The sequence below is a fragment of the Streptococcus oralis genome (assembly GCF_022749195.1).
Lineage (GTDB): Bacteria > Bacillota > Bacilli > Lactobacillales > Streptococcaceae > Streptococcus > Streptococcus oralis_CI.
The window spans coordinates 1,543,550-1,566,645 of sequence record NZ_CP094226.1 but is presented as its reverse complement, the minus strand read 5'-3'; the positions used below and the strand labels follow the sequence as shown (position 1 = coordinate 1,566,645).

The following is a 23,096-nucleotide window of genomic DNA, read 5'->3' as shown; positions in this document are numbered from 1 at the left end:
TTTATGTATGTCTTAATCTTTTATTTTCTTACTTCTTGTTTATAAAATTCTTTAAGGGCATCTTGCCAGATTGGAATGACGAAACCTGTCGCCTTTGCTTTTGTCAAGCTCATAGTTGAGTTGAGAGGTCGTTTGGCCTTGGCAGGAAACTTGCTGGAGTCTACTGGTACTACTTCGACATCACTGTCTTTAAGAATCTCAACAGCAAAGTCATACCAAGTGGTGTCTTCAGCTGCGTCATTTGATAAGTGGTAGTAGCCAAACTCTTTTTGATTATCAGTCAAGTAGGTCATAAACTCAGCCAAGGTACGTGTCCAAGTTGGACGGCCGTGTTGGTCGTTGACTACTGTGAGCGTTTTATGGGTTTTGGCTAGATTTTGCATGGTAAAGACAAAGTTTTTTCCATAATTTCCAAAGACCCAAGCAGTGCGGATGATATAATGCTGTGACGTAAGGTTTTCAACAAGTTCCTCACCCATTCGCTTGGTACGCCCGTACTCTGTTTGCGGATCAGGTAGGTCATCGACTTCCCACTCTTGTCCGACGGGTTTCTTTCCATCAAAGACATAGTCTGTCGAGATATAGACCAGAGTAGATCCGTATTTCTCAGAGGCTTTGGCTACATTTTCAGTTCCAGTTACGTTTATGGCAAAATCCAGTTCTTTCCCCTCGTCTTCTGCAGCATCAACAGCAGTGTAGGCTGCACAATGATAGACCAGAGTTGGTTTAACCTCAGCAAATACCTTCTCAACCATTTCAGAATTAGTGATATCCATTTCGGCCACATCCACTGCAACATAGTCCACATTTCGTTCATCTAGTAAATAACGTAGTTCAGTACCGAGTTGACCATTCGCACCTGTAATTAATATCATTGTCTTCTCCTTAACTTTTCTTCTATCTAATCATAGCAAAAAATTGATAAAAAATCTGATTTTCGGTCCTTATTTTGATGGTTTCTATCCGATAAGAATCTGTTTTTGAAATGAAACTGTTTATTAGATTCTTTGAGATAGAATTTTTTTATAGCTGTAAAGCTATTCTTAAAATTCTAAGCGTTAGCACTGTTCAGAAAAGAGAAAATTTTAGTGAATTTTACCTGTTTCCTATTGCTTTCTTGTCTTTTATTTGTTATATTAAAAGTACAATTATTTTTTATTTATAGCAGTTAAGCAGAGCACTTTCAGAGAAAGGAGTATTTTTTAAAAAAGAAATGTAAACGCTTACTGGAAAATGAAAGGATTTAGGAGTTCATGGATAAACGATTTTTTGAAAAACGCTGTAAGTTCAGTATTCGTAAGTTTACGCTTGGAGTAGCTTCGGTGATGATTGGAGCGACTTTCTTCGCAGCTAGCCCAGTATTAGCTGATCAAGCAAGAGTTGGTTCAACAGATAATTTGCCGAGTGAACTAGCTGATTTGGATAAAAAGGCTAGTGATGAGGGGCACGATTTTGACAAGGAAGCTGCCGCTCAGAATCCTGGTTCAGCTGAAACTACTGAAGGCCCTCAAACAGAAGAAGAGTTGTTGGCTCAAGAAAAAGAAAAGTCTGAAAAGCCAAGCAATTTGCCAAAAGAATTAGAAGGTAAGTTGGAGAAAGCTGAAGATAATGGGCGTGAAGTTGACAAGGATCAATTGGCTCAAGATACTGGGAAGCTCGTCCCAGAAGATGTGGCTAAGACTACCAATGGGGAATTAAACTACGGCGCGACTGTTAAGATTAAGACGCCATCAGGAGAAGGCAGCGGTATTGTCGTTGCTAAAGACCTTGTCTTGACGGTTTCTCATAACTTTATCAAGGACAGCCAAGACGGCAATATCCGTAAGGTTGTGGATAATGACCAAGGGGATGGAGATATCTATAGCATCTCATATCCAGGATTGCCAGATGTCAAGTTTAGTAAGAAAGATATTATTCATTGGGATCGTGAAGGCTACCTGAAGGGCTTCAAAAATGATTTGGCTCTTGTGAGATTGCGTACAGTTCTCGAAAATACGCCTGTTGAAGTAACCAAAAAGCCAGTAGTTAAGAAAATCGGAGATAAACTCCATGTCTTTGGTTATCCAGAAGGGAAATTGAATCCGATTGTCAATACTACAGTTGATTTTGCGGAACCATACGGAGAAGGTGTCCAAGGGATTGGTTACCAAGGAGGAAAACCGGGTGCTAGTGGTGGCGGTATCTTTGATACAGAAGGCAAACTAGTCGGAGTTCACCAAAATGGTGTAGTTGGAAAACGGAGCGGTGGCATTCTCTTTTCACCAGCTCAACTAAAATGGATTCAAGACCACATACAGGGAATTTCAAGTGTGAAACCAGCAGACTTGGAAGAGAAAGAAAAACCGGCTGAAGAAAAACCAAAAGAGGATAAACCTGCAGCTGCTAAACCTGAAACACCTAAGACAGTGACTCCTGAATGGCAAACGGTAGCGAATAAAGAGCAACAAGGAACAGTCACTATTCGTGAAGAAAAGGGTGTTCGCTACAATCAATTGTCTTCAACGGCCCAGAATGACAATGATGGCAAACCAGCCTTGTTTGAAAAACAAGGATTGACAGTTGACGCTAATGGAAATGCGACGGTTGATTTAACCTTCAAAGATGATTCTGAAAAGGGAAAATCACGCTTTGGTGTCTTCTTGAAATTTAAAGATACCAAGAACAATGTTTTTGTTGGATATGACCAAGGTGGCTGGTTCTGGGAATACAAAACTCCAGGTAACAGCACATGGTATAAAGGCAACCGTGTAGCAGCACCAGAACCGGGTTCTGTAAACCGTCTTTCAATCACTCTCAAGTCAGATGGACAACTCAATGCCAGCAACAATGATGTAAATCTCTTTGACACAGTGACCCTACCTGGGGCGGTCAATGAGAATCTTAAAAATGAGAAGAAAATCCTTCTCAAGGCAGGAACTTATAGCAATGACCGAACGGTTGTTAGCGTTAAAACAGACAATCAAGAAGGTGTAAAAGCGGATGATACTCCTGCCCAGAAAGAAACAGGTCCTGCCGTTGACGATAGCAAGGTGACTTATGATACGATCCAGTCTAAGGTTCTCAAGGCAGTGATTGACCAAGCCTTTCCTCGTGTCAAAGAATACACTTTGAATGGCCATACTTTACCAGGACAGGTGCAACAGTTCAACCAAGTCTTTATCAATAACCATCGAATAACCCCTGAAGTCACTTATAAGAAAATCAATGAAACAACAGCAGAGTACGTGATGAAGCTTCGTGATGATGCTCACTTAATCAATGCGGAAATGACAGTACGCTTGCAAGTTGTGGATAATCAATTGCACTTTGATGTGACCAAGATTGTCAACCACAATCAAGTCACTCCAGGTCAAAAGATTGATGATGAAAGAAAATTGCTTTCTACGATTAGTTTCCTAGGTAATGCTTTAGTCTCTGTTTCGAGTGACCAAGCTGGTGCTAAGTTTGATGGGGCAACCATGTCAAACAATACCCATGTCAGCGGGGATGATCATATCGATGTAACCAATCCAATGAAGGATTTGGCTAAGGGTTACATGTATGGATTTGTTTCTACAGATAAGCTTGCTGCAGGTGTTTGGAGCAATTCTCAAAACAGCTACGGTGGTGGTTCGAATGACTGGACTCGTTTGACAGCCTATAAAGAAACAGTTGGGAATGCCAACTATGTCGGAATTCATAGCTCTGAATGGCAATGGGAAAAAGCTTATAAGGGCATTGTTTTCCCAGAGTACACCAAAGAACTTCCAAGTGCCAAGGTTGTTATCACAGAAGATGCCAATGCTGACAACAAAGTCGACTGGCAAGATGGTGCCATTGCTTATCGTAGCATTATGAACAACCCTCAAGGTTGGGAAAAAGTTAAGGATATCACAGCTTATCGTATCGCGATGAACTTTGGTTCTCAAGCGCAAAACCCATTCCTTATGACCTTGGATGGTATCAAGAAAATCAATCTCCACACAGATGGTCTTGGGCAAGGTGTTCTCCTTAAAGGATATGGTAGTGAAGGTCACGACTCTGGTCACTTGAACTATGCTGATATTGGTAAACGTATTGGTGGTGTTGAAGACTTCAAGACCTTGATTGAAAAAGCGAAGAAATATGGAGCTCATCTTGGTATCCACGTGAACGCTTCTGAGACTTATCCTGAGTCTAAATACTTTAATGAAAATATTCTTCGTAAGAATCCAGATGGAAGCTACAGCTATGGTTGGAACTGGCTAGACCAAGGTATCAACATTGATGCTGCTTATGACTTGGCGCATGGACGTTTGGCTCGCTGGGAAGACTTGAAGAAAAAACTTGGTGATGGTCTCGACTTTATCTATGTGGACGTTTGGGGCAATGGCCAATCAGGTGATAACGGTGCCTGGGCTACCCACGTTCTTGCCAAAGAAATCAACAAACAAGGCTGGCGTTTTGCGATTGAGTGGGGGCATGGTGGTGAATACGACTCTACCTTCCAACACTGGGCAGCTGACTTGACCTATGGTGGCTACACTAATAAAGGTATCAACAGTGCCATCACACGCTTTATCCGCAACCACCAAAAAGATTCTTGGGTTGGGGACTACAGAAGTTACGGTGGTGCAGCCAACTACCCACTTCTAGGTGGATACAGCATGAAAGACTTTGAAGGCTGGCAAGGACGAAGCGACTACAATGGCTACGTGACTAACCTCTTTGCCCATGATGTCATGACCAAGTACTTCCAACACTTCACTGTAAGTAAATGGGAAAATGGTACACCAGTTACCATGACCGATAATGGTAGCACCTATAAATGGACTCCAGAAATGAAAGTTGAGCTAGTCGATGCAGCAGGTAACAAGGTTGTTGTGACGCGTAAGTCAAATGATGTCAATAGCCCACAATACCGTGAACGTACAGTAACGCTTAACGGACGTGTCATCCAAGATGGTTCAGCTTACTTGACTCCTTGGAACTGGGATGCGAATGGAAAGAAACTTCCTACTGATAAGGAAAAAATGTACTACTTCAATACGCAAGCTGGTGCAACAACTTGGACACTTCCAAGCGATTGGGCAAATAGCAAGGTTTACCTTTACAAGCTAACTGACCAAGGTAAGACAGAAGAGCAGGAACTAACTGTAAAAGATGGCAAGATTACCCTAGACCTTCTAGCAAATCAACCATACGTTCTTTACCGTTCAAAACAAACCAATCCTGAAATGTCATGGAGCGAAGGCATGCACATCTATGACCAAGGATTTAACAGTGGAACCTTGAAACATTGGACCATTTCTGGTGATGCTTCTAAGGCAGAAATTGTCAAATCACAGGGTGCAAATGAAATGCTTCGTATCCAAGGTAATAAGAGCAAGGTCAGCCTTACTCAGAAACTGACTGGCTTGAAACCAAATACCAAGTATGCGGTTTATGTTGGTGTCGATAACCGTAGTAATGCTAAGGCAAGTATCACAGTGAATACTGGCGAAAAAGAAGTGACTACTTACACCAATAAGTCACTCGCTCTCAACTATATCAAAGCTTATGCTCATAACAATCGCCGTGAAAATGCTACAGTTGATGATACAAGTTACTTCCAAAATATGTACGCCTTCTTTACAACTGGATCTGATGTATCAAATGTCACTCTGACATTGAGTCGTGAAGCTGGTGATGAAGCAACTTACTTTGATGAAATTCGTACCTTTGAAAACAATTCAAGCATGTACGGAGACAAGCATGATACAGGTCAAGGAACCTTCAAACAAGACTTTGAAAATGTTGCTCAAGGAATCTTCCCATTTGTAGTAGGTGGTGTCGAAGGTGTCGAAGACAACCGCACTCACCTGTCTGAAAAACACGATCCATATACACAGCGTGGTTGGAACGGTAAGAAAGTCGATGATGTTATTGATGGAAATTGGTCATTGAAGACAAATGGACTAGTGAGCCGTCGTAACTTGGTTTACCAAACTATTCCGCAAAACTTCCGCTTTGAAGCTGGTAAGACTTACCGTGTAACCTTTGAATACGAAGCAGGATCAGACAATACCTATGCCTTTGTAGTTGGTAAGGGAGAATTCCAGTCAGGTCGTCGTGGTACTCAAGCAAGCAACTTGGAAATGCATGAATTGCCAAATACTTGGACAGATTCTAAGAAAGCTAAGAAGGCAACCTTCCTCGTGACAGGTGCAGAAACAGGCGATACTTGGGTAGGTATCTACTCAACTGGAAACGCAAGCAATACTCGTGGTGATTCTGGTGGAAATGCCAACTTCCGTGGTTACAACGACTTCATGATGGACAATCTTCACATCGAAGAAATTACCCTAACAGGTAAGATGTTGACAGAAAATGCTCTGAAGAACTACTTGCCAACGGTTGCCATGACCAACTATACGAAAGAGTCTATGGATGCTTTGAAAGAGGCGGTCTTTAACCTCAGTCAGGCAGATGATGATATTAGCGTGGAAGAGGCGCGTGCAGAGATTGCCAAGATTGAAGCTTTGAAGAATGCTTTGGTTCAGAAGAAGACAGCTTTGGTAGCAGAAGACTTTGAAAGTTTAGATGCGCCTGCCCAACCAGGTGAAGGTCTAGAGAATGCCTTTGATGGAAATGTGTCTAGTCTATGGCATACATCTTGGAATGGTGGAGATGTAGGCAAGCCTGCAACCATGGTCTTGAAAGAACCAACTGAAATCACTGGACTTCGTTATGTTCCACGTGCCTCTGATTCAAATGGAAACTTGCGAGATGTGAAACTGGTTGTCACAGATGAGTCTGGTAAAGAACATACCTTCACAGTGACAGATTGGCCAAATAACAACAAGCCAAAAGACATTGACTTTGGCAAGACAATCAAGGCTAAGAAAATTGTCCTTACTGGTACCAAGACTTACGGAGATGGTGGCGATAAATACCAATCTGCAGCGGAACTCATCTTTACCCGTCCACAGGTAGCAGAAACACCACTTGACATGTCTGGTTATGAAGCAGCTTTGGCTAAGGCGCAGAAATTAACAGACAAAGACAATCAAGAGGAAGTAGCTGGAGTTCAGGCGAGCATGAATTATGCGACGGATAACCATCTCTTGACGGAAAGAATGGTTGCCTACTTCGCAGACTATCTCAACCAATTAAAAGATTCTGCTACGAAACCAGACGCTCCAACAAGTAGCAAGGGTGAAGAACAACCACCAGTTTTTGATGTACCTGAGTTCAAAGGCGGCGTCAATGCAGCAGAAGCAGCTGTACATGAAGTCCCTGAGTTCAAAGGTGGCGTCAATGCAACAGAAGCAGCTGTACATGAAGTCCCTGAGTTCAAGGGCGGCGTTAATGCGGTCCAAGCCTTGGTTCACGAATTACCAGAATACAAAGGTGGAGCCAATGCGGTCCTAGCGGCTGCAAATGAAGTTCCAGAGTATAGAGGTGGAGTCAATGCAGTTGAGGCCTTGGTAAATGAAAAGCCAGCCTACACAGGCGTATTGGCTACAGCTGGAGATCAAGCAGCTCCAACAGTTGAAAAACCTGAGTACCCGCTCACTCCAAGTCCAGTAGCTGAGACCAAAACTCTGGGAGCGAAAGATGAAGAAAAACTACCTGCTACAGGGGAGCACAGCTCAGAAGTAGCCCTCTTCTTAGCAAGTGTGAGTATCGCTTTATCTGCTGCTGTTCTTACGACAAAACGAAAAGAAGACTAAACAGATTTGGTTTTAGAAATCCAAAAGATCTCGAATCAAATAGGATCAAACAGCCGGAGAGGACCTCTTGGTTCTCTCCTTTTTCAAAGGAGAAATAATACCGCTTACTCATGTATGCGGATGAAAGGAATAGGAGAAAGATGGATAGACATTTTTTTGAGAAACGCTGTCACTATAGTATAAGAAAATTTGCAATCGGTGTAGCCTCCGTTATGATTGGTGCTAGTATCTTTGGCGCCAATATGGTTCAGGCGGCAGAAACAGCAACACCTTCAGAGACAGAGGGAAGTATCACTCATGTTCAAGCCTTGGATAAGTTACCAGATGATTTAGCCGCTGCGCTTGAAAAGGCAGATGCAGAAGCTGCAACAGAAGCAAGTCATGAAGAAACTCCAGCGACTGATGAGGGAACCAATCCTGCAGCAAGTGAAGAGACAAAACCAGAGACAAGTCCTGCAAGTCCCAAGCCAGTTGAAACGCCGAAACCGGTTGAAACACCAAAGGCAGAAAATCGACCTGCGGAAACTACTACACCAGCAGTAAAACCAGCTGAAAAGACAATCGAAGATAGAGAGGATATCAATCATCTCGAAGGTGCTACTGCCCAAGCAAACAACCATGAGACTGGTACCAACTTTACTGCGGATAAGGCTATCGACGGAGATGACAATACTCGTTGGGCTACAGATAGAGATGCAGTAAAACCAACTTTTGAATTAACTCTTCCAAAAACTACCCTCATCAAACATGTGGAAATAGACTGGGATCGTCGTCTTCGTAATGGGCAAAATGATCCAAATATCAAATCTTGGAGTCTCTATTACGCAGGCCAAGAAGATGTGGGGGCTAATGGAGAAAAACAATGGAAACTAGCTCATACCAAAACTGGAGAACCTGTTTTAGATGAGAAAGTTGACCTAGCTGAAAGTATTCAAGCTAAATATCTTAAGTTAGAAATTAACGACTATCAAGCGGGCACAATGGGTTGGAGAAACGTTGGCATCCAAGAAATTCGAGCTTATTCAAACGTTCCGGACCATAGTAGGGTAACGGATATCCGCCAAGTAACCGAACTAACAGTAGCAGAAGACGGACAGTCTCTTGTCTTACCAACTTTGCCAGGGAAAGTTAGCCTTATCGGAAGCAACAAGCAAGGTGTGATTGACCTTCAAAATCACATCTATAAGCCTTTGACAGACCAACGCGTCAAGGTCATGGTGCAACAAATCAGAGACAGTCATACCTTTACAAAAGAGTTTGAAGTAGTCATCAAGGGGCTACATCAGGACGAAGGTGTGGGTATGAAGCCAAAAGTAGCACCAGCTGTTCAACAATGGTATGGGAAAGAAGGCCAATCTGCTATCACTTCAGATACAGTTCTTGCGACGGGTGATTCTGGCTTTGATCAGGCTGCAACCTTCTATCAGTCAGACCTTGCCAGCCGTGGATTGGAACTAGCAACAGGTGACAAGCAGGCTCAAAAACGAATCGAATTTAAAAAGGTTGAAAACAAGGGTTATGGTAAAGAAGGGTATGGCATCACTATCCAAAATGATGTGATTACCATCGAAGCTGCCACAAACACAGGAGCCTTCTACGCCACTCGTACTCTTCTTCAAATGGGAGAAACAGACCTACAAAATGGTGAAATTCGTGATTTCCCAAGTTTCAGCCATCGTGGCTTTATGCTAGATACAGGTCGTAAATTTATCCCTTATGACACTCTTGTAGACATCATGCTCAACATGGCTTACTACAAGATGAACGACTTGCAGTTGCACCTTAATGATAACTATATCTTCCTTAAGGAACACTTGGCAGGTAAGAATTTAAGTCCAGAAGAACAACTCAAGTATGTACTTGAACACGCTAAGACTGGTTTCCGTGTGGAGACAGATATTGTTGGTAAGAATGGTCAAAAATTGACATCAGATGAGCATTATACCAAGGAAGAAATGCAAAATCTGATCAAACTTGCCAAGGCCTTGCATATCAATCTAGTGCCAGAAATTGACACACCAGGTCATGCTCTATCATTTGTCAAAGTTCGCCCAGACCTTATGTATCAAGGTAGTTTGAGAGATTATGCAGGCAAGCACAATGTTGAACGAGTTGCCATGCTGGACTTGGATACTAAGTATGAAGAAACTCTTAAATTTGTTAAATCCGTTTATGACAAACTCCTCGATGGTCCAGATGCACCACTTCATGGGGTATCAACTGTTCATATCGGAACGGATGAATACTATGGCAGCAGAGAAAGCTATCGTCGCTATGTCAATGACCTTATCAAATACATTAAAGGAAAAGGCTATACCCCTCGTATCTGGGGCTCGCTCAGTGCGAAACGTGGGAACACTCCTGTTGATTGGAACGGAGTAGAGGTTGATATCTGGAGTATCGGATGGCAACGACCAAATGAGGCCATTGCTCAGGGAGCTAAGATTATCAATATCACGGATGTACCGACCTATAGTGTGCCAAGTGGAAGCAATAGTCAAGCAGCCTACGGGGACTATGCTAACTACGAACGTCAGTACAATAGCTGGACACCGAATGATTTTAGAACAGGTGGAGGTCCACTTCTACCAGCTTCTCATCCAAGTATCCTTGGTGGTGGTCACGCAGTTTGGAATGACAATATCGACCTTCATGAGACCGGTTTGACCTCTTATGATATCTTTAAACGCTTCTTCAAGAGCATGCAAACCACTGCAGAGCGCACTTGGGGATCTGACCGTGCAGCTGCGACCTTTGCAGAACGCACCCTACCAACGAGTCCTTATGCGCCACAGTCAAATCCTGATAAAGAGATTGATCAAAGCGACTTGTTTACCATCAATCCTGAAACAGTCAAGAACTATGCAAGCAAGAAAGTGAAGACAAGCGAGCAGGGATTGGCTTTTGAGAAAGACAGCAGTATCGAAGGCTTGGCAGGTGATGTTGGTCCAAGTCATGTCTTGAAGTTTGATGTGACTGTCACTGGAGACGGGGAACAAACCTTCTCAACAAGTGGGGACAACCGTATCTATCTAGCTGATAAAGACGGCTATCTTGCTTATCAATTTGAACAGTTCCATATCCAATTCAAGAAAAAACTTGAAAAGAACAAACGTTATCAAATCTCTATTGTGACCAAACCACAATCTACAGAAGTCTATGTAGATGGTGAAAAGATTGAGCGTATTGCAAATCCAGCCCACCCTCGTTTTGCCCACAATAGCTTGGTTCTACCGCTTGAAAGCATTGGTGGTTTCAAAGGAATCTTGCATAGTGCTGAGTTGTCGGATAAACCATTTGTAAATCCTCGTTTGATTTCAAATGATAAGATTACAGCAACCGCAAGCAGTCAGCAACTTCCAGGAAACGCGACTGAAGGCGCTGTTGAAAAGGCCTTTGACAATGATCCAAATACCTTCTGGCATACTAAGTGGACTGGTGACACTGCGCCATACACCCTTACTATGACCTTGAAAGAAGCAGAAAAAGTCAATGGCTTGACGTATCTCCCACGTCCAGGTGGTGGAAATGGTGTCGTGACGCGCTACGAAATCTACGCACAAAAAGATGGCCAAATGGTCAAGGTTTCAGAAGGAAGCTGGGACAACAACGCCCAAGAAAAAACAGTCAACTTTGCGGCGGTAGATACCAACAAGATTGAGTTGAAAGTATTGGAAGGCGTTGGTGGTTTTGCAAGTGCAGCTGAAGTTCATCTATTAAAACCTGTCAAAGAAGAGCAAGAAATGCCTGCACCAAGTCAACCAGAAAAACCAACTACACCTGAAAAGCCAAAAGTAGACCAAACCGGTGATGGAACAGTTGAATTGGCAGATCAATTCACTGCAAGTAAACCAGCTAGCGAAGATAGTATTGTAGCTGCCAGCAAGAGCGCAGACTATCTCAAGAAAGAGTACAAGGTTTTCCCAACTCCACAAAAAGTGACTTATGGAGAAGGTGTCACAGCTCTTCGCAAGCAAGTCAATCTGGTCATGGGCGATCAACTCGATATCTATACTCGCAATCGCTTGAAGAGTGTTTTGCAGGACAATCAAGTATCTTATACAACTGGTAAGGCGGCAATCGCTGGCGCAACCAATATCTATCTTGGAGTGCATGGACAAGGTTCACAAGCAGAGCAAAACTTGTCCAAGGTTTCAGCAGGTCTCTTTGACAAGATTGACGCCTATGTCTTGAGCATCAAGGATAATTCGATTTCCATCGTCGGAAAAGACACTGATGCAGTTTTCTATGGTTTGACAACCTTGAAACACATGCTCAAGGAAAGCCAAGTGCCAGTCCTTCGCAATGTGACAGTAGAAGATTACGCAGAGCTCAAGAACCGTGGTTTCATCGAAGGTTACTATGGAAATCCATGGTCGAATGCCGATCGTGCAGAGCTCATGCGTTATGGTGGCGATTTGAAATTGAACCAATACTTCTTTGCACCAAAAGATGATCCATACCACAACAAGAAATGGCGTGAACTCTATCCGGAAGAAAAACTAGCTGAAATCCGTGAACTTGCTCGTGTCGGAAATCAAAGTAAAACACGCTATGTCTGGACTATCCATCCATTCATGAACAACCGTATCCGCTTTGGCAATGAAGCGCATTACCAAGAAGATTTGGCAACCATCAAGGCCAAATTTACCCAGTTGATGAAAGTGGGTGTCCGCGAATTTGGTATCCTTGCAGATGATGCTCCAAGCCCAGTCGGAGGCTACAATAGCTACAACCGCTTGATGCAAGATATGACCAAGTGGTTGACTGAAATGCAGGGAACTTACAGCGGTCTTCGTAAAGAAATGATCTTTGTTCCTGGCCAGTATTGGGGTAATGGACGTGAGGATGAGTTGAAATCCCTCAATGAAAATCTCCCAAGTTCAACATCCATGACCTTGACGGGTGGTAAGATTTGGGGTGAAGTCTCTGAAAGCTTCCTTTCAACTCTCAAAAACAATCTATCCGCAGGTGGCAAGACCTATCGCCCAGTTTCACTTTGGATTAACTGGCCTGTAACAGATAACTCTAAACAGCACTTGATTCTAGGTGGTGGTGAGAAATTCCTTCATCCAAATGTGGATCCAAGCTTGCTATCTGGTATCATGTTGAACCCAATGCAACAGTCTGAACCATCTAAGATTGCCCTCTTTTCAGGAGCTCAATACTCATGGAAACAGTGGAAATCAGAAGAAGAAGCTAAGAAAATCAATGATATTGCCTTCAACTTTGTAGAAAATGGTCATTTTGAAGATAGCAAGGTATCAGCAGCCTTCCGTGAACTTGGTAAGCACATGATCAACCAAAACATGGATACTCGTGTCGTTAAACTAGAAGAATCTGTAGACTTGGCTCCAAAATTGACAGACTTCATGACTAAGCTCAAAGCAGGTCAGGATGTGACTGCTGAACGTACAGCCTTGCGTGCAGAATTTGCCAAGATTAAAGAAGCAGCCGAACTCTATAAAGCATCAGGCGATAAAAAGATGGTTGCCCAAATCCACTATTGGTTGGATAATGCAATCGACCAAATGAATGCCCTCGATGCCTTCCTTACAGGAACAGAAGCTATGGCTACAAACGATGCTGCTAAGCTTTGGGACAGCTATTATAAAGGCTTGAAGTTCTACGAACAGTCTCAAACTCATACCTTCCATTATGTAGACCATATGGAAAAGGCTGAATTGGGTGTTCAACACATTCGTCCATTTATCCTATCCTTGAAAGAAGTTCTAGCGTCTGAAGTTCAAAAAGTCTTGCATCCAGACCAAATCATCAGCACCTTTATCACCAATCGAACAGGTGTAGAAGGTGGTTTGGCAGAAGTAACGGATGGCGATTTGGCAACTCATGCGATTATTAAATCACCAAACAGCATCAAGACAGGTGATTATATCGGTATGAAATTCAACAAGCCGGTAGCGATCCAAACCTTGACCTTTGCTATGGGAACGCAGGCTAATCCACGTGATACCTTTAGTAAGGCAGAAGTGCAATATCAAGATGAAAATGACAACTGGGTAACCTTGAAAGAGCCAAGTTATGTCGGAAATGAATCCCTGCTTAAGTTTGAGAATCTCAATATCAAGGCCAAGGCAGTTCGCATGATTGCGACAGCAGATCGCGAGAACACTTGGTTTGCAGTTCAGGAAATTGCAGTCAACCGTCCAGTTGAAAAAGCTCGTAGCCAACAAGCAACGACAGTTAGTCTAAGCTCAAACTTAGTTTACAAACTAAATACTTCAGCCCGTCAAATCACTGATGGCAAGGACAATACAGAAGCCATGATGGCAAATGCTGACGGTAGCAATACAACACCAGTAGATGCTTGGGCACAACTGGACCTCGGTGAAGTCAAGTCAGTTACTAAAGTTCGCCTTCGCCAAGGAACGGGTGATAAGCTTGCCGCAGGTGTACTTGAGTACTCTACAGATGGAACTGCATGGCAAGAGTTGGATCGCCTATCAGGAGAACAAACCAAGGAAGTGACCAGAGCTATAAATGCTCGCTACATCCGAGTCCGCAATACTAAGGCACTCGACCTCTGGTGGCGTATCCAAGACTTCTCTGTTGAGACACGCTCTGGAAACAGTGAGTTAACGGACACCAACGTCGATGCCTTGAAGGAAACGCCGGTAGTGGATAGCTTGGGACATTATGAACTTCAAATTCCAGCTGGAACTAAACTTCCTGCAAATAGCTATCTAGGTATGAAACTTGACCGTATCCATCAGGTCAATAGTATCCAGCTCCAAGGCCAAGCCAACCCAGCTCTTAGCCTTGAGTACTCTGCAAATGCGCAAGAATGGATGCCAGCTAGCCAGTTGACTGATAGATCTGCAGCAAGCCACTTAGTACGTTATGTGCGTCTGGTCAACAAAACAGATCAGGAGCAAGCTGTGACAGCCACTTCTCTCCTTGTGACGACTAAAGAAGTGCAACCAACAAAATTGGAATCAACTTCAATGGGAATTCATCCAACATACGGAAGCAATGATGTTCGTAAACTGAACAACCTAGATCAACTGTTTGATGGTGTTTACAACAACTTTGTTGAGTTTTCAGACTATGCCCGTAAAGATGGTCATGTGACCTTGAAACTTGGTAGCGAACGCACTATCAAGAAGATCAGAGCCTACATCCAAGACGGAACTCAAAACTACCTTCGTGATGGTAAGATTCAAGTCAGCCAAGACGGTAAAACTTGGACTGATGTCGTGACAGTAGGAGATGGTGTGGCCAATAGCACACACGATGATTCATTGACAGATGGTTGGACACACGATTCTAAGATGCCAGGAAATCGCTATATCGAGGGTGAATTGACGACACCAGTCAAAGCTAACTATCTCCGTGTCCTCTATACAGCGGATTATGATGCCCGTTTTGTAGGCTTTACAGAATTAGTTATCAACGATGGTGAATTTGTCAAACCAATCAATGATCCAACAGTAGAAGGAAGTAGTGGAGAAAGCCAAGGCAACCTTTATAATAATCTTGTAGACGGCAAAGTCTTGACCAGCTACAAGTCTGAAAAAGAGAAGGGCGAGTTGGTTTATCACTTGTCTGAGCCAACCAATGCCAACCACCTTCGTCTCGTTTCCAGTCTTCCTGAAGGAGCTAAGGCACGTGTTCTTGCTAGAACACTTAAGGATGGTCAAGACAGTTGGACAGACCTCGGTGCCATTACATCTAGTCTCCAAACCCTCGCTATCCGAAATGGCGGCTCTCTTCTAGACGTCAAATTAGTCTGGGAAGGCGGCAAGGCTGAGTTTTATGAATTGGCGAGCTTCTATCAAGAATTAACAGAAGAACCGATCCAATCAAGCAAGGGTGAAGAACCAGCACCCGTTCTTGAGGTTCCTGAATTCACAGGTGGTGTCAATGCAGTTGAAGCCCTAGTACATGAACTTCCAGAGTACACAGGCCCAGTAGCGACAGTAGGTGACCAAGCTGCTCCAACAGTAGAGAAACCTGAGTTCAAGGGTGGTGTCAATGCAGTTGAAGCCCTAGTACATGAACTTCCAGAGTACACAGGCCCAGTAGCAACAGTAGGCGACCAAGATGTTCCGACAGTTGAAAAACCTGAGTTCAAGGGCGGTGTCAATGCAGTGATGGCTCTAGTGCATGAATTGCCAGAATACACAGGCCCAGTAGCAACAGTAGGTGACCAAGCTGCTCCGACAGTTGAAAAACCTAAGTTTAAACTTAGCTCTCTAGCTTCCAATCAAGGTAAAACTCCAGATTATAAACAAGAAAGTGCTAGACCAGAAACAGCTGAACAAAGCTTGCCAGCAACAGGTGAGAGTCAATCTGACACAGCCCTCTTCCTAGCAGGTGTTAGCCTAGCCCTATCTGCTCTCTTTGTAGCAAAAACAAAGAAAGACTAGTATTTAGTAAAACCTCTTAACAAGATTACGAAATTCGTTTCCTATCTTTCCCAATGAGGTTTATAGTACAGAAAAAGCCTGAGAAGACATCTTCTCAGGCTTCTGTTAAGCACATAAATGCAATAGTGCTATGAAAAAAATCACCCAGAAAAATCCGGGTGATAAATGTTATGGTTGTGCTGGTTGAGGATTCTGGTTCTGGTTTTGGTTTTGGTTTTGTTGACCAGGGGTTGTATTTGGTTGCTGGTTATTGGTATTGTTGTTTGCACTATTATTCGTGCTTGGAGTAGTTGAGCTTGACTGTGAAGTTGAACTTTCTGATGTCGAGCTCGAACTTTCAGGTGTTGGTGCCTGTTGCGGAGCAGGGGCAATCCAAGCAGAACGAGCACCGTTTTTAAAGACGAACTCACCACTTCGATAGAGGCCTTCTGGCATTGTCCAGTCGCCAGGGTTGTTATCCTCAGACAGATAAGTCATCATTGAACGGTAGACCTTAGCTGCAACATAGAAGCCATCGCCAACGATAGGAGTAAGGCGGTTTGAGTAACCTGTCCATACAGCCATTGAATATTTGCGAGTATAACCAACAAACATTTCATCTGGAGCTACATAACCAGTATTTTTGATGTAGTTTTCAATTTCTTCGTCTGTATAGTTTGATGTACCAGTCTTACCAGCTTGAGGTAGCCAAGGAAGATAAGCGCCACGACCAGTTCCGTATGCCAAGACAGTCTTCATCATTTCTGTCATCATATAGGCAGTCGTCTCTTTCATGGCACGAGTACCAGAATCAGCGTATTCTTTTGAGCTACCATCACTAAATACAATCTTGTTGATATACATTGGTTTATGGTAGATACCACCGTTAGCAAAAGCAGCGTAAGCAGCAGCCATTTTCTCACTACTTGCTCCGTACTTTTTGTTTGACTCAGTCGTGTTACTTGAAATCGCGTTGGCATAGTGCATATCCGGATAGTCAATACCGATTCCATTTAGGAAGGTCTTGGCTCTATCCAAACCGACTTTATTCAAGGTTTCTACAGCAGTAACGTTCCGTGATTGTTGGAGCGCATATTGGATGGTGATATTTCCAAAATAATTTCTATCCCAGTTGTAAACAGGGGTATCTGTTCCAGGATAGTTGTATGGAACATCATGTACAATCGAAGCAGTTGAATCGTAGATATCGTACTCCAAGGCGGGAGCATAGTCTGTGATTGGCTTCATGGTAGAACCCCAGTCACGATTGGTTTCAACAGCTTGGTTGATTCCGAAGGAAACATTGCTTGATTGGTGACGAGAACCTAACTGAGCAATGACTTTCCCATTTGACACATCCACGATGGTTGAAGCCACTTGCAATTCATCGTCTGGGTAGTCGACATACTCATCAGTATTGTAGATATCCCAGAGATGTTGTTGAACTTTAGGATCAACGTTTGTGTAGACGTCCATACCAGTTGTTAAGAGATTGTAGCCTGTTTCTTGTTCGACTTGATCGATTACCTCTTTGAGATAGTTGTCCATGTATGGAGGATAACTATTAGCCGATTTTAGACTTTGAAGTCCGTCTGTAATCGGAGTATTAATCGCTTTTTCGTATTGCTCATCTGTAATGTAACCTTGCCCCTTCATCTCAGAGAGGACGAGATTACGACGCTCTTGAGCGGCTTCTGGATGCGAGTATGGATCATACTGGTTTGGAGCCTGAGGCATACCAGCAAGGAGAGCCAGTTGAGGAATACTTAAATCTTTGAGATCCTTGCCATAGTAATTCTGGGCAGCTGTCTGCATTCCATAGTTACCGTTTGACATGTAAACCTTGTTGATGTAGTAGGTCAAGATCTCTTGTTTAGTCGCTTTTTGTTCTAGCTGGACGGCTAACCAAGCTTCCTGAGCCTTACGAGAAAGAGTTTGATCAGAAGTTGACGTAGAGAAGTAAGTTAATTTAATCAACTGCTGCGTCAAGGTTGAAGCTCCTTGCAGACCTCTACCACCACGAAGGTTTCGTAGGGTAGCACCTAGGATACGGATAGTGTCGATTCCTCGGTGATTAAAAAAGCGATGGTCCTCAATCGAAACAATAGCGTTGACCAAATCTGTCGGTATTTCGTTTGCTTGGGCATTGACCCGACGTTCCGATCCAAGATCAGCGATAAGTTCATCATTGCTATCATAGATCTTACTTGACGTTGTAGCGACTAGTTTACTTTCAGAAAGTTCCGGAGCCTTGCTAACATAGTAGAGGAAGAGACCTCCGCCAAGCATTACAGCTGCGATAAATACAGTTAAGAGACTGATACTGACATACTTAGCTATTCGCAGAAAAGTTTGTTTGTTCATCTTGTTTTACCACCTAGTAAATGTTCTTTGATAATGTCGAGGTAGGGAATTTGAGGAAAGGCACCAGGCTCAATCCTATATCCATTTTCTCGAATATATCCAAGTGGCATTGACTTCTGTCCCTTATCCTGATGATAGAAACGGATGAGGTCAATAGCCGGCAATAAGTAGGTTTCTTGCTGAGAAGAAAAGTGAAGGAGTACAAAGCAGATTCCTTGCTGGGCAAGGACTTGTTCCATATGCTGGATTTGATGGAGATGAAAATTCTTCATCGGTATCGCATGTTTTTGCCTGGTTTCCTTTGCTTCAAAGTCGATGTAGTATCCATCATAAACCCCTGAATAGTCAGTAGTTGAGGCTTGTCTAAAGTAGGCTTCAACGATCTTGGCTCGACTTCGTTGGGGATAGTCGACACGTACGATTTGGATGGGAGTCGGTTTCTTGTGAATAACAGCTAACCCATGCGACAAATAGTAGTCGTTCGTAGCATTGATCATCTTTTCAAAAGACATTCCCCGATTTGCGAAATTTTTAGTTTGTGACAGGAGTGCTTGCCTCTTTTGAGATGAAATTTTATGTGGATAGTTGACCATAATTCTCCTTATTGGTACAATAACATCACTCTATTATATCATAAATTTACAAAGAAAGGGTTAAAAATGACATCAGCCTTGATTTTAGGCTATTCAGCCTTGGACCTTGGTCTCTTTAATGACAAGGATATTCGCGTTGATATTATAAAAACAGCCATTCGGAGAGACCTGGAACGTCTAGCAGAGGATGGGGTGACCTGGCTTGTCTTTACAGGGACTTTGGGCTTTGAGTACTGGGCGCTTCAGGTAGCGAAAGACATGAAAGCAGACTATGGATTTCAGCTGGCGACCATTTTTGATTTTGAAACCCATGGCAGTAATTGGAATGAAGCAAATCAAGCGAAATTGAGTGAGTTCAAGCAGGTTGATTTTGTCAAATACGCCTATCCACAATATGAGCACAAGGGACAATTACGCGATTATCAAAAATTTCTGCTGGAAAATACAGATACTTGTTATCTTTTTTACGACGAAGAAAACGAAACCAAGTTACGATATTTTTACCAAATGATGAAAAATCAAGCGGACTATGTTACAAGAAGATTAACATTTGAGGACTTGAATGAAATAGTAGAAAATTTTTCTGAAAAGTAAGCCTTTGACCTTGATTTTTACTTGTCTTTTTTTATATAATAATACTAGTAACCCAGAATGGAGAGAGACATGGCAAGTATTATATTTTCAGCGAAAGATATTTTTGAACAAGAATTTGGACGTGAAGTACGTGGATACAGCAAAGCAGAGGTAGATGAATTCCTAGACGATGTGATTAAGGATTATGAAACCTACGCAGCTTTGGTCAAATCCCTTCGTCAAGAGATTGCTGATTTGAAGGAAGAATTATCTCATAAACCACAGGTGGCTCCAACTCAACCAGACTCTATTGAAGTAACAGCTTCTACTTCAATGACAAACTTTGATATTTTGAAACGCTTAAATCGTCTCGAAAAAGAAGTATTTGGTAAGCAAATCTTAGACAACCAAGATTTATAATTGACTAAGGAATGAGTGCAATTTTTGGATAATCGCGTGAAGAGGTTCTCTTTTCATGAGGAAAGTCCATGCTAGCACAGGCTGTGATGCCTGTAGTGTTTGTGCTAGGCGAATCCATAAGCCTAGGGACGAGAAATCGTTACGGCAGTCGAAATGGCTAAGTCTTCGGATAGGTCAGAATAGGCTTGAAAGTGCCACAGTGACGGAGTCTTTCTGGAAACAGAGAGAGTGGAACGCGGTAAACCCCTCAAGCTAGCAACCCAAATTTTGGTCGGGGCATGGAGTGCACGGAAACGAACGTAGTACTCTGACTGCTAGCAGATTTATGCTGTTAGCGGTAGACAGATGATTATCGAAGGAAGTGGTCCTAGTCACTTCTGGAACAAAACATGGCTTATAGAAAATTGCATATAGGTTGGGGCTGAGAAATCTTTCTCAACCTCATTTTTTAAAGTGAATAAGAGAAAGGTCTTGCAAGACTAGAAATGAAAGAACAATTTAATTTAATCGCAACTGCTGCGGCGGGTCTTGAGGCTGTCGTTGGACGTGAGGTGCGAGACCTTGGTTATGATTGCCAGGTTGAAAATGGGCGTGTCCGCTTCCAAGGAGATGTGAAGGCAATCATCGAGACCAATCTTTGGCTTCGCGCAGCGGATCGTATCAAGATTGTAGTCGGAAATTTTCCAGCTAAGACCTTTGAAGAGCTTTTTCAAGGTGTTTTTGCTCTAGATTGGGAAAACTATCTGTCGTTAGGAGCACGCTTCCCGATATCAAAGGCAAAATGTGTTAAGTCTAAACTTCACAACGATCCCAGTGTTCAGGCTATTTCTAAGAAGGCTGTTGTGAAGAAATTACAAAAACACTATGCCCGTCCAGAAGGAGTTCCCTTGATGGAGACTGGTCCCGAGTTTAAGATTGAGGTATCTATCCTGAAAGATGTGGCAACGGTCATGATTGACACGACAGGTTCTAGCCTTTTTAAACGAGGATATCGTACGGAAAAGGGTGGGGCGCCGATCAAGGAAAATATGGCAGCGGCCATTTTACAACTATCTAACTGGTATCCAGACAAGCCCTTAATTGATCCGACGTGTGGTTCAGGAACTTTCTGTATCGAGGCGGCTATGATTGCTAGAAAGATGGCTCCAGGACTTCGCCGTTCCTTTGCTTTTGAGGAATGGAACTGGGTCAGCGATCGGTTAATCCAAGAAGTTCGCACAGAGGCGGCTAAGAAAATTGATCGTGAACTTGAGCTGGACATTATGGGCTGTGATATAGATGCTCGCATGGTGGAAATTGCCAAGGCAAATGCTCAAGCAGCAGGTGTCGCAGGTGATATCACCTTTAAGCAAATGCGGGTACAGGACTTGCGTACAGACAAGATTAATGGCGTTATCATTTCCAATCCACCATATGGGGAACGCTTGTCTGATGATGCAGGAGTTACCAAGCTCTATGCTGAGATGGGACAAGTCTTTGCACCACTGAAAACGTGGAGTAAGTTTATCCTGACGAGTGACGAAGCATTTGAAAGCAAGTACGGAAGTCCAGCTGATAAAAAGCGAAAACTGTATAATGGGACCTTAAAAGTGGATTTGTATCAATACTTTGGTCAGCGTGTCAAACGCCAAGAGGTAAAATAGAAAGGTGAACTCATGAGTAAGAAAAGACGTGATCGTCATAAAAAAGGACATCAAGAACCACAATTCGACTTTGACGAAGCAAAAGACTTGACTGTTGGTCAAGTCATTCGTAAGAATGAAGAGGTTGAAGCAGGAGTATTGCCTGAGGACAGTATCTTAGACAAATACATCAAACAGCACCGTGAAGAAATCGAAGCCGACAAGTTTGAAACTCGTCAGTTTAAAAAAGAAGAGCTAGCTTCTACTCAAAACCTAGAGGAAATGATCCAAGAAGTTCGTGAATCAAGTGAATCCTCTGATCAGGTAGACGATTCAGACCTGGTTGCTGAGGAATCTATTGAAGAGATAGATAATGATGAGACTACTCAGTTTGTTCCACCACTTCAAGATGAAGAAAGTGCTGAAATAGAGCCTCTCGTTTTAACAGAAACAGAGCCCAAGGAAATAAATGAGGAACAAGAAGAGGAGACCTATACACCTCTATCACGTTCGGCTCAAACAGAACCTGAAACAGGCTCTAAGAAGAAAGGTGTCATCATCATTACTTCTGTAGTAGCTGCAATCCTTGTGCTTGCTGGAACATATTATGTCTACCGTCAAGTATCTCGTTCAAACCAAGAGATCCAGTCTTCTCAAGCAGCCTCTTCGGATGATCAAGGGACACAAACAGCTTTGAAAGACTTCAATGATTTCTATGATACTTTCTATACAGATGCTAATAAGACAGCTCTGAAAAACAGCCAGTTTGATAAATTGAGCCAACTGAAAACCTTGCTAGATAAGTTAGAAGGTAGCCGTGATTATACACTAGCTAAGTCAAGATATGATAGTCTAGCAACTCAAATCAAGGCTATTCAAGATGTTAATGCCCTCTTTGAAAGTCCAGCTGTTACGGACGGTGTCTTGGATACTAATGCTAAGGCCAAAGCAGACGCTAAATTTACAGAAATTAAGACAGGGAACACAGAACTAGACAAACTCTTGGATAAGGCCATTAGTCTTGGTAAGAGTCAACAAACCAGTGCTTCCAGCTCAAGTTCAAGCTCTAGCACGAGTCAAGAAAGCTCAAGTTCAGCTACAGAAAGCAATGCAAGCAGTACGACACCTTCTACAAGCACTACGGCACCAGCTAGAGACACAAATGGTGGTTTGTCTGGCGATGGGGTTAATCTTCAAAGAAGTGCTAGTCGTGTACCGTACAACCAATCAGCTGTAGACGATAGCAACAACCCTGCTTGGACCTTTGCGGATGGTGTATTGGAACAAGTCCTAGCAACATCACGTGCTCGTGGCTATATCACTGGAAATCAATATATCCTAGAACGTGTCAATATCGTAAACGGAAATGGTTATTACAACCTCTATAAACCAGATGGAACCTATCTCTTCACCCTCAACTGTAAGACGGGTTACTTTGTAGGGAATGGTTCTGGTCATGCAGATGACTTGGACTACTAGGAC

9 protein-coding genes and 1 other RNA gene are annotated in these 23,096 nt (G+C 43.0%); 7 read left to right on the top strand and 3 right to left on the bottom strand.

Annotated elements, in window-relative coordinates; translation table 11 throughout:
* Positions 1–20 precede the first annotated feature (20 nt).
* A complete protein-coding gene (gene rfbD, locus MP387_RS07620; protein ID WP_242746025.1) occupies positions 21–875 on the bottom strand; it encodes a dTDP-4-dehydrorhamnose reductase in 855 nt (284 codons plus the stop codon).
* Between the two features lie 378 nt (positions 876–1,253).
* Between rfbD and MP387_RS07615 the strand changes: the two genes are divergently transcribed.
* On the top strand, positions 1,254–7,673 hold the full coding sequence (locus MP387_RS07615; RefSeq protein WP_242746023.1) for a SpGH101 family endo-alpha-N-acetylgalactosaminidase: 6,420 nt from the start codon (positions 1,254–1,256) through the stop codon (positions 7,671–7,673).
* 140 nt (positions 7,674–7,813) lie between these two features.
* Positions 7,814–16,063: an SIALI-17 repeat-containing surface protein gene (locus MP387_RS07610; protein ID WP_242746021.1), complete on the top strand. Its 8,250-nt coding sequence runs from the start codon at positions 7,814–7,816 to the stop codon at positions 16,061–16,063.
* Positions 16,064–16,231: 168 nt separating this feature from the next.
* Here the strand turns inward: MP387_RS07610 and pbp1a are convergent, their stop codons facing one another.
* Both pbp1a and recU read right to left on the bottom strand, forming a co-directional pair.
* Positions 16,232–18,406: a penicillin-binding protein PBP1A gene (gene pbp1a, locus MP387_RS07605; protein ID WP_242746019.1), complete on the bottom strand. Its 2,175-nt coding sequence runs from the start codon at positions 18,404–18,406 to the stop codon at positions 16,232–16,234.
* Positions 18,403–18,999: a Holliday junction resolvase RecU gene (gene recU / locus MP387_RS07600; RefSeq protein ID WP_000248755.1), complete on the bottom strand. Its 597-nt coding sequence runs from the start codon at positions 18,997–18,999 to the stop codon at positions 18,403–18,405. The genes pbp1a and recU overlap by 4 nt, the downstream gene beginning before the upstream one ends.
* A gap of 66 nt (positions 19,000–19,065) precedes the next feature.
* Between recU and MP387_RS07595 the strand changes: the two genes are divergently transcribed.
* From MP387_RS07595 to mapZ, 5 genes are all read left to right on the top strand, one after another.
* Positions 19,066–19,593: an SLOG family protein gene (locus MP387_RS07595; RefSeq protein ID WP_000199583.1), complete on the top strand. Its 528-nt coding sequence runs from the start codon at positions 19,066–19,068 to the stop codon at positions 19,591–19,593.
* Positions 19,594–19,662: 69 nt separating this feature from the next.
* Entirely contained in the window at positions 19,663–19,992 is a 330-nt protein-coding gene (gpsB, locus tag MP387_RS07590) for a cell division regulator GpsB (RefSeq protein WP_000146523.1), read from the top strand.
* Between the two features lie 20 nt (positions 19,993–20,012).
* An RNA gene (gene rnpB / locus MP387_RS07585) (RNase P RNA component class B) lies at positions 20,013–20,394 on the top strand.
* An 83-nt stretch (positions 20,395–20,477) separates the two neighbouring features.
* A complete protein-coding gene (locus MP387_RS07580) occupies positions 20,478–21,635 on the top strand; it encodes a THUMP domain-containing class I SAM-dependent RNA methyltransferase (protein ID WP_242746017.1) in 1,158 nt (385 codons plus the stop codon).
* Positions 21,636–21,647: 12 nt separating this feature from the next.
* The gene (mapZ, locus tag MP387_RS07575) at positions 21,648–23,093 is read left to right on the top strand and encodes a cell division site-positioning protein MapZ (protein WP_242746015.1); all 1,446 of its coding nucleotides are present in this window, start codon (positions 21,648–21,650) and stop codon (positions 23,091–23,093) included.
* Positions 23,094–23,096: the final 3 nt, after the last annotated feature.

Excerpts from the sequence above, each read along its gene's own strand:
- recU (WP_000248755.1), bottom strand. The coding sequence starts at position 18,999 with ATGGTCAACTATCCACATAAAATTTCATCTCAAAAGAGGCAAGCACTC.
- MP387_RS07610 (WP_242746021.1), top strand. The coding sequence starts at position 7,814 with ATGGATAGACATTTTTTTGAGAAACGCTGTCACTATAGTATAAGAAAA.
- MP387_RS07580 (WP_242746017.1), top strand. The coding sequence starts at position 20,478 with ATGAAAGAACAATTTAATTTAATCGCAACTGCTGCGGCGGGTCTTGAG.
- MP387_RS07595 (WP_000199583.1), top strand. The coding sequence starts at position 19,066 with ATGACATCAGCCTTGATTTTAGGCTATTCAGCCTTGGACCTTGGTCTC.
- gpsB (WP_000146523.1), top strand. The coding sequence starts at position 19,663 with ATGGCAAGTATTATATTTTCAGCGAAAGATATTTTTGAACAAGAATTT.
- rfbD (WP_242746025.1), bottom strand. The coding sequence starts at position 875 with ATGATATTAATTACAGGTGCGAATGGTCAACTCGGTACTGAACTACGT.
- MP387_RS07615 (WP_242746023.1), top strand. The coding sequence starts at position 1,254 with ATGGATAAACGATTTTTTGAAAAACGCTGTAAGTTCAGTATTCGTAAG.
- pbp1a (WP_242746019.1), bottom strand. The coding sequence starts at position 18,406 with ATGAACAAACAAACTTTTCTGCGAATAGCTAAGTATGTCAGTATCAGT.
- mapZ (WP_242746015.1), top strand. The coding sequence starts at position 21,648 with ATGAGTAAGAAAAGACGTGATCGTCATAAAAAAGGACATCAAGAACCA.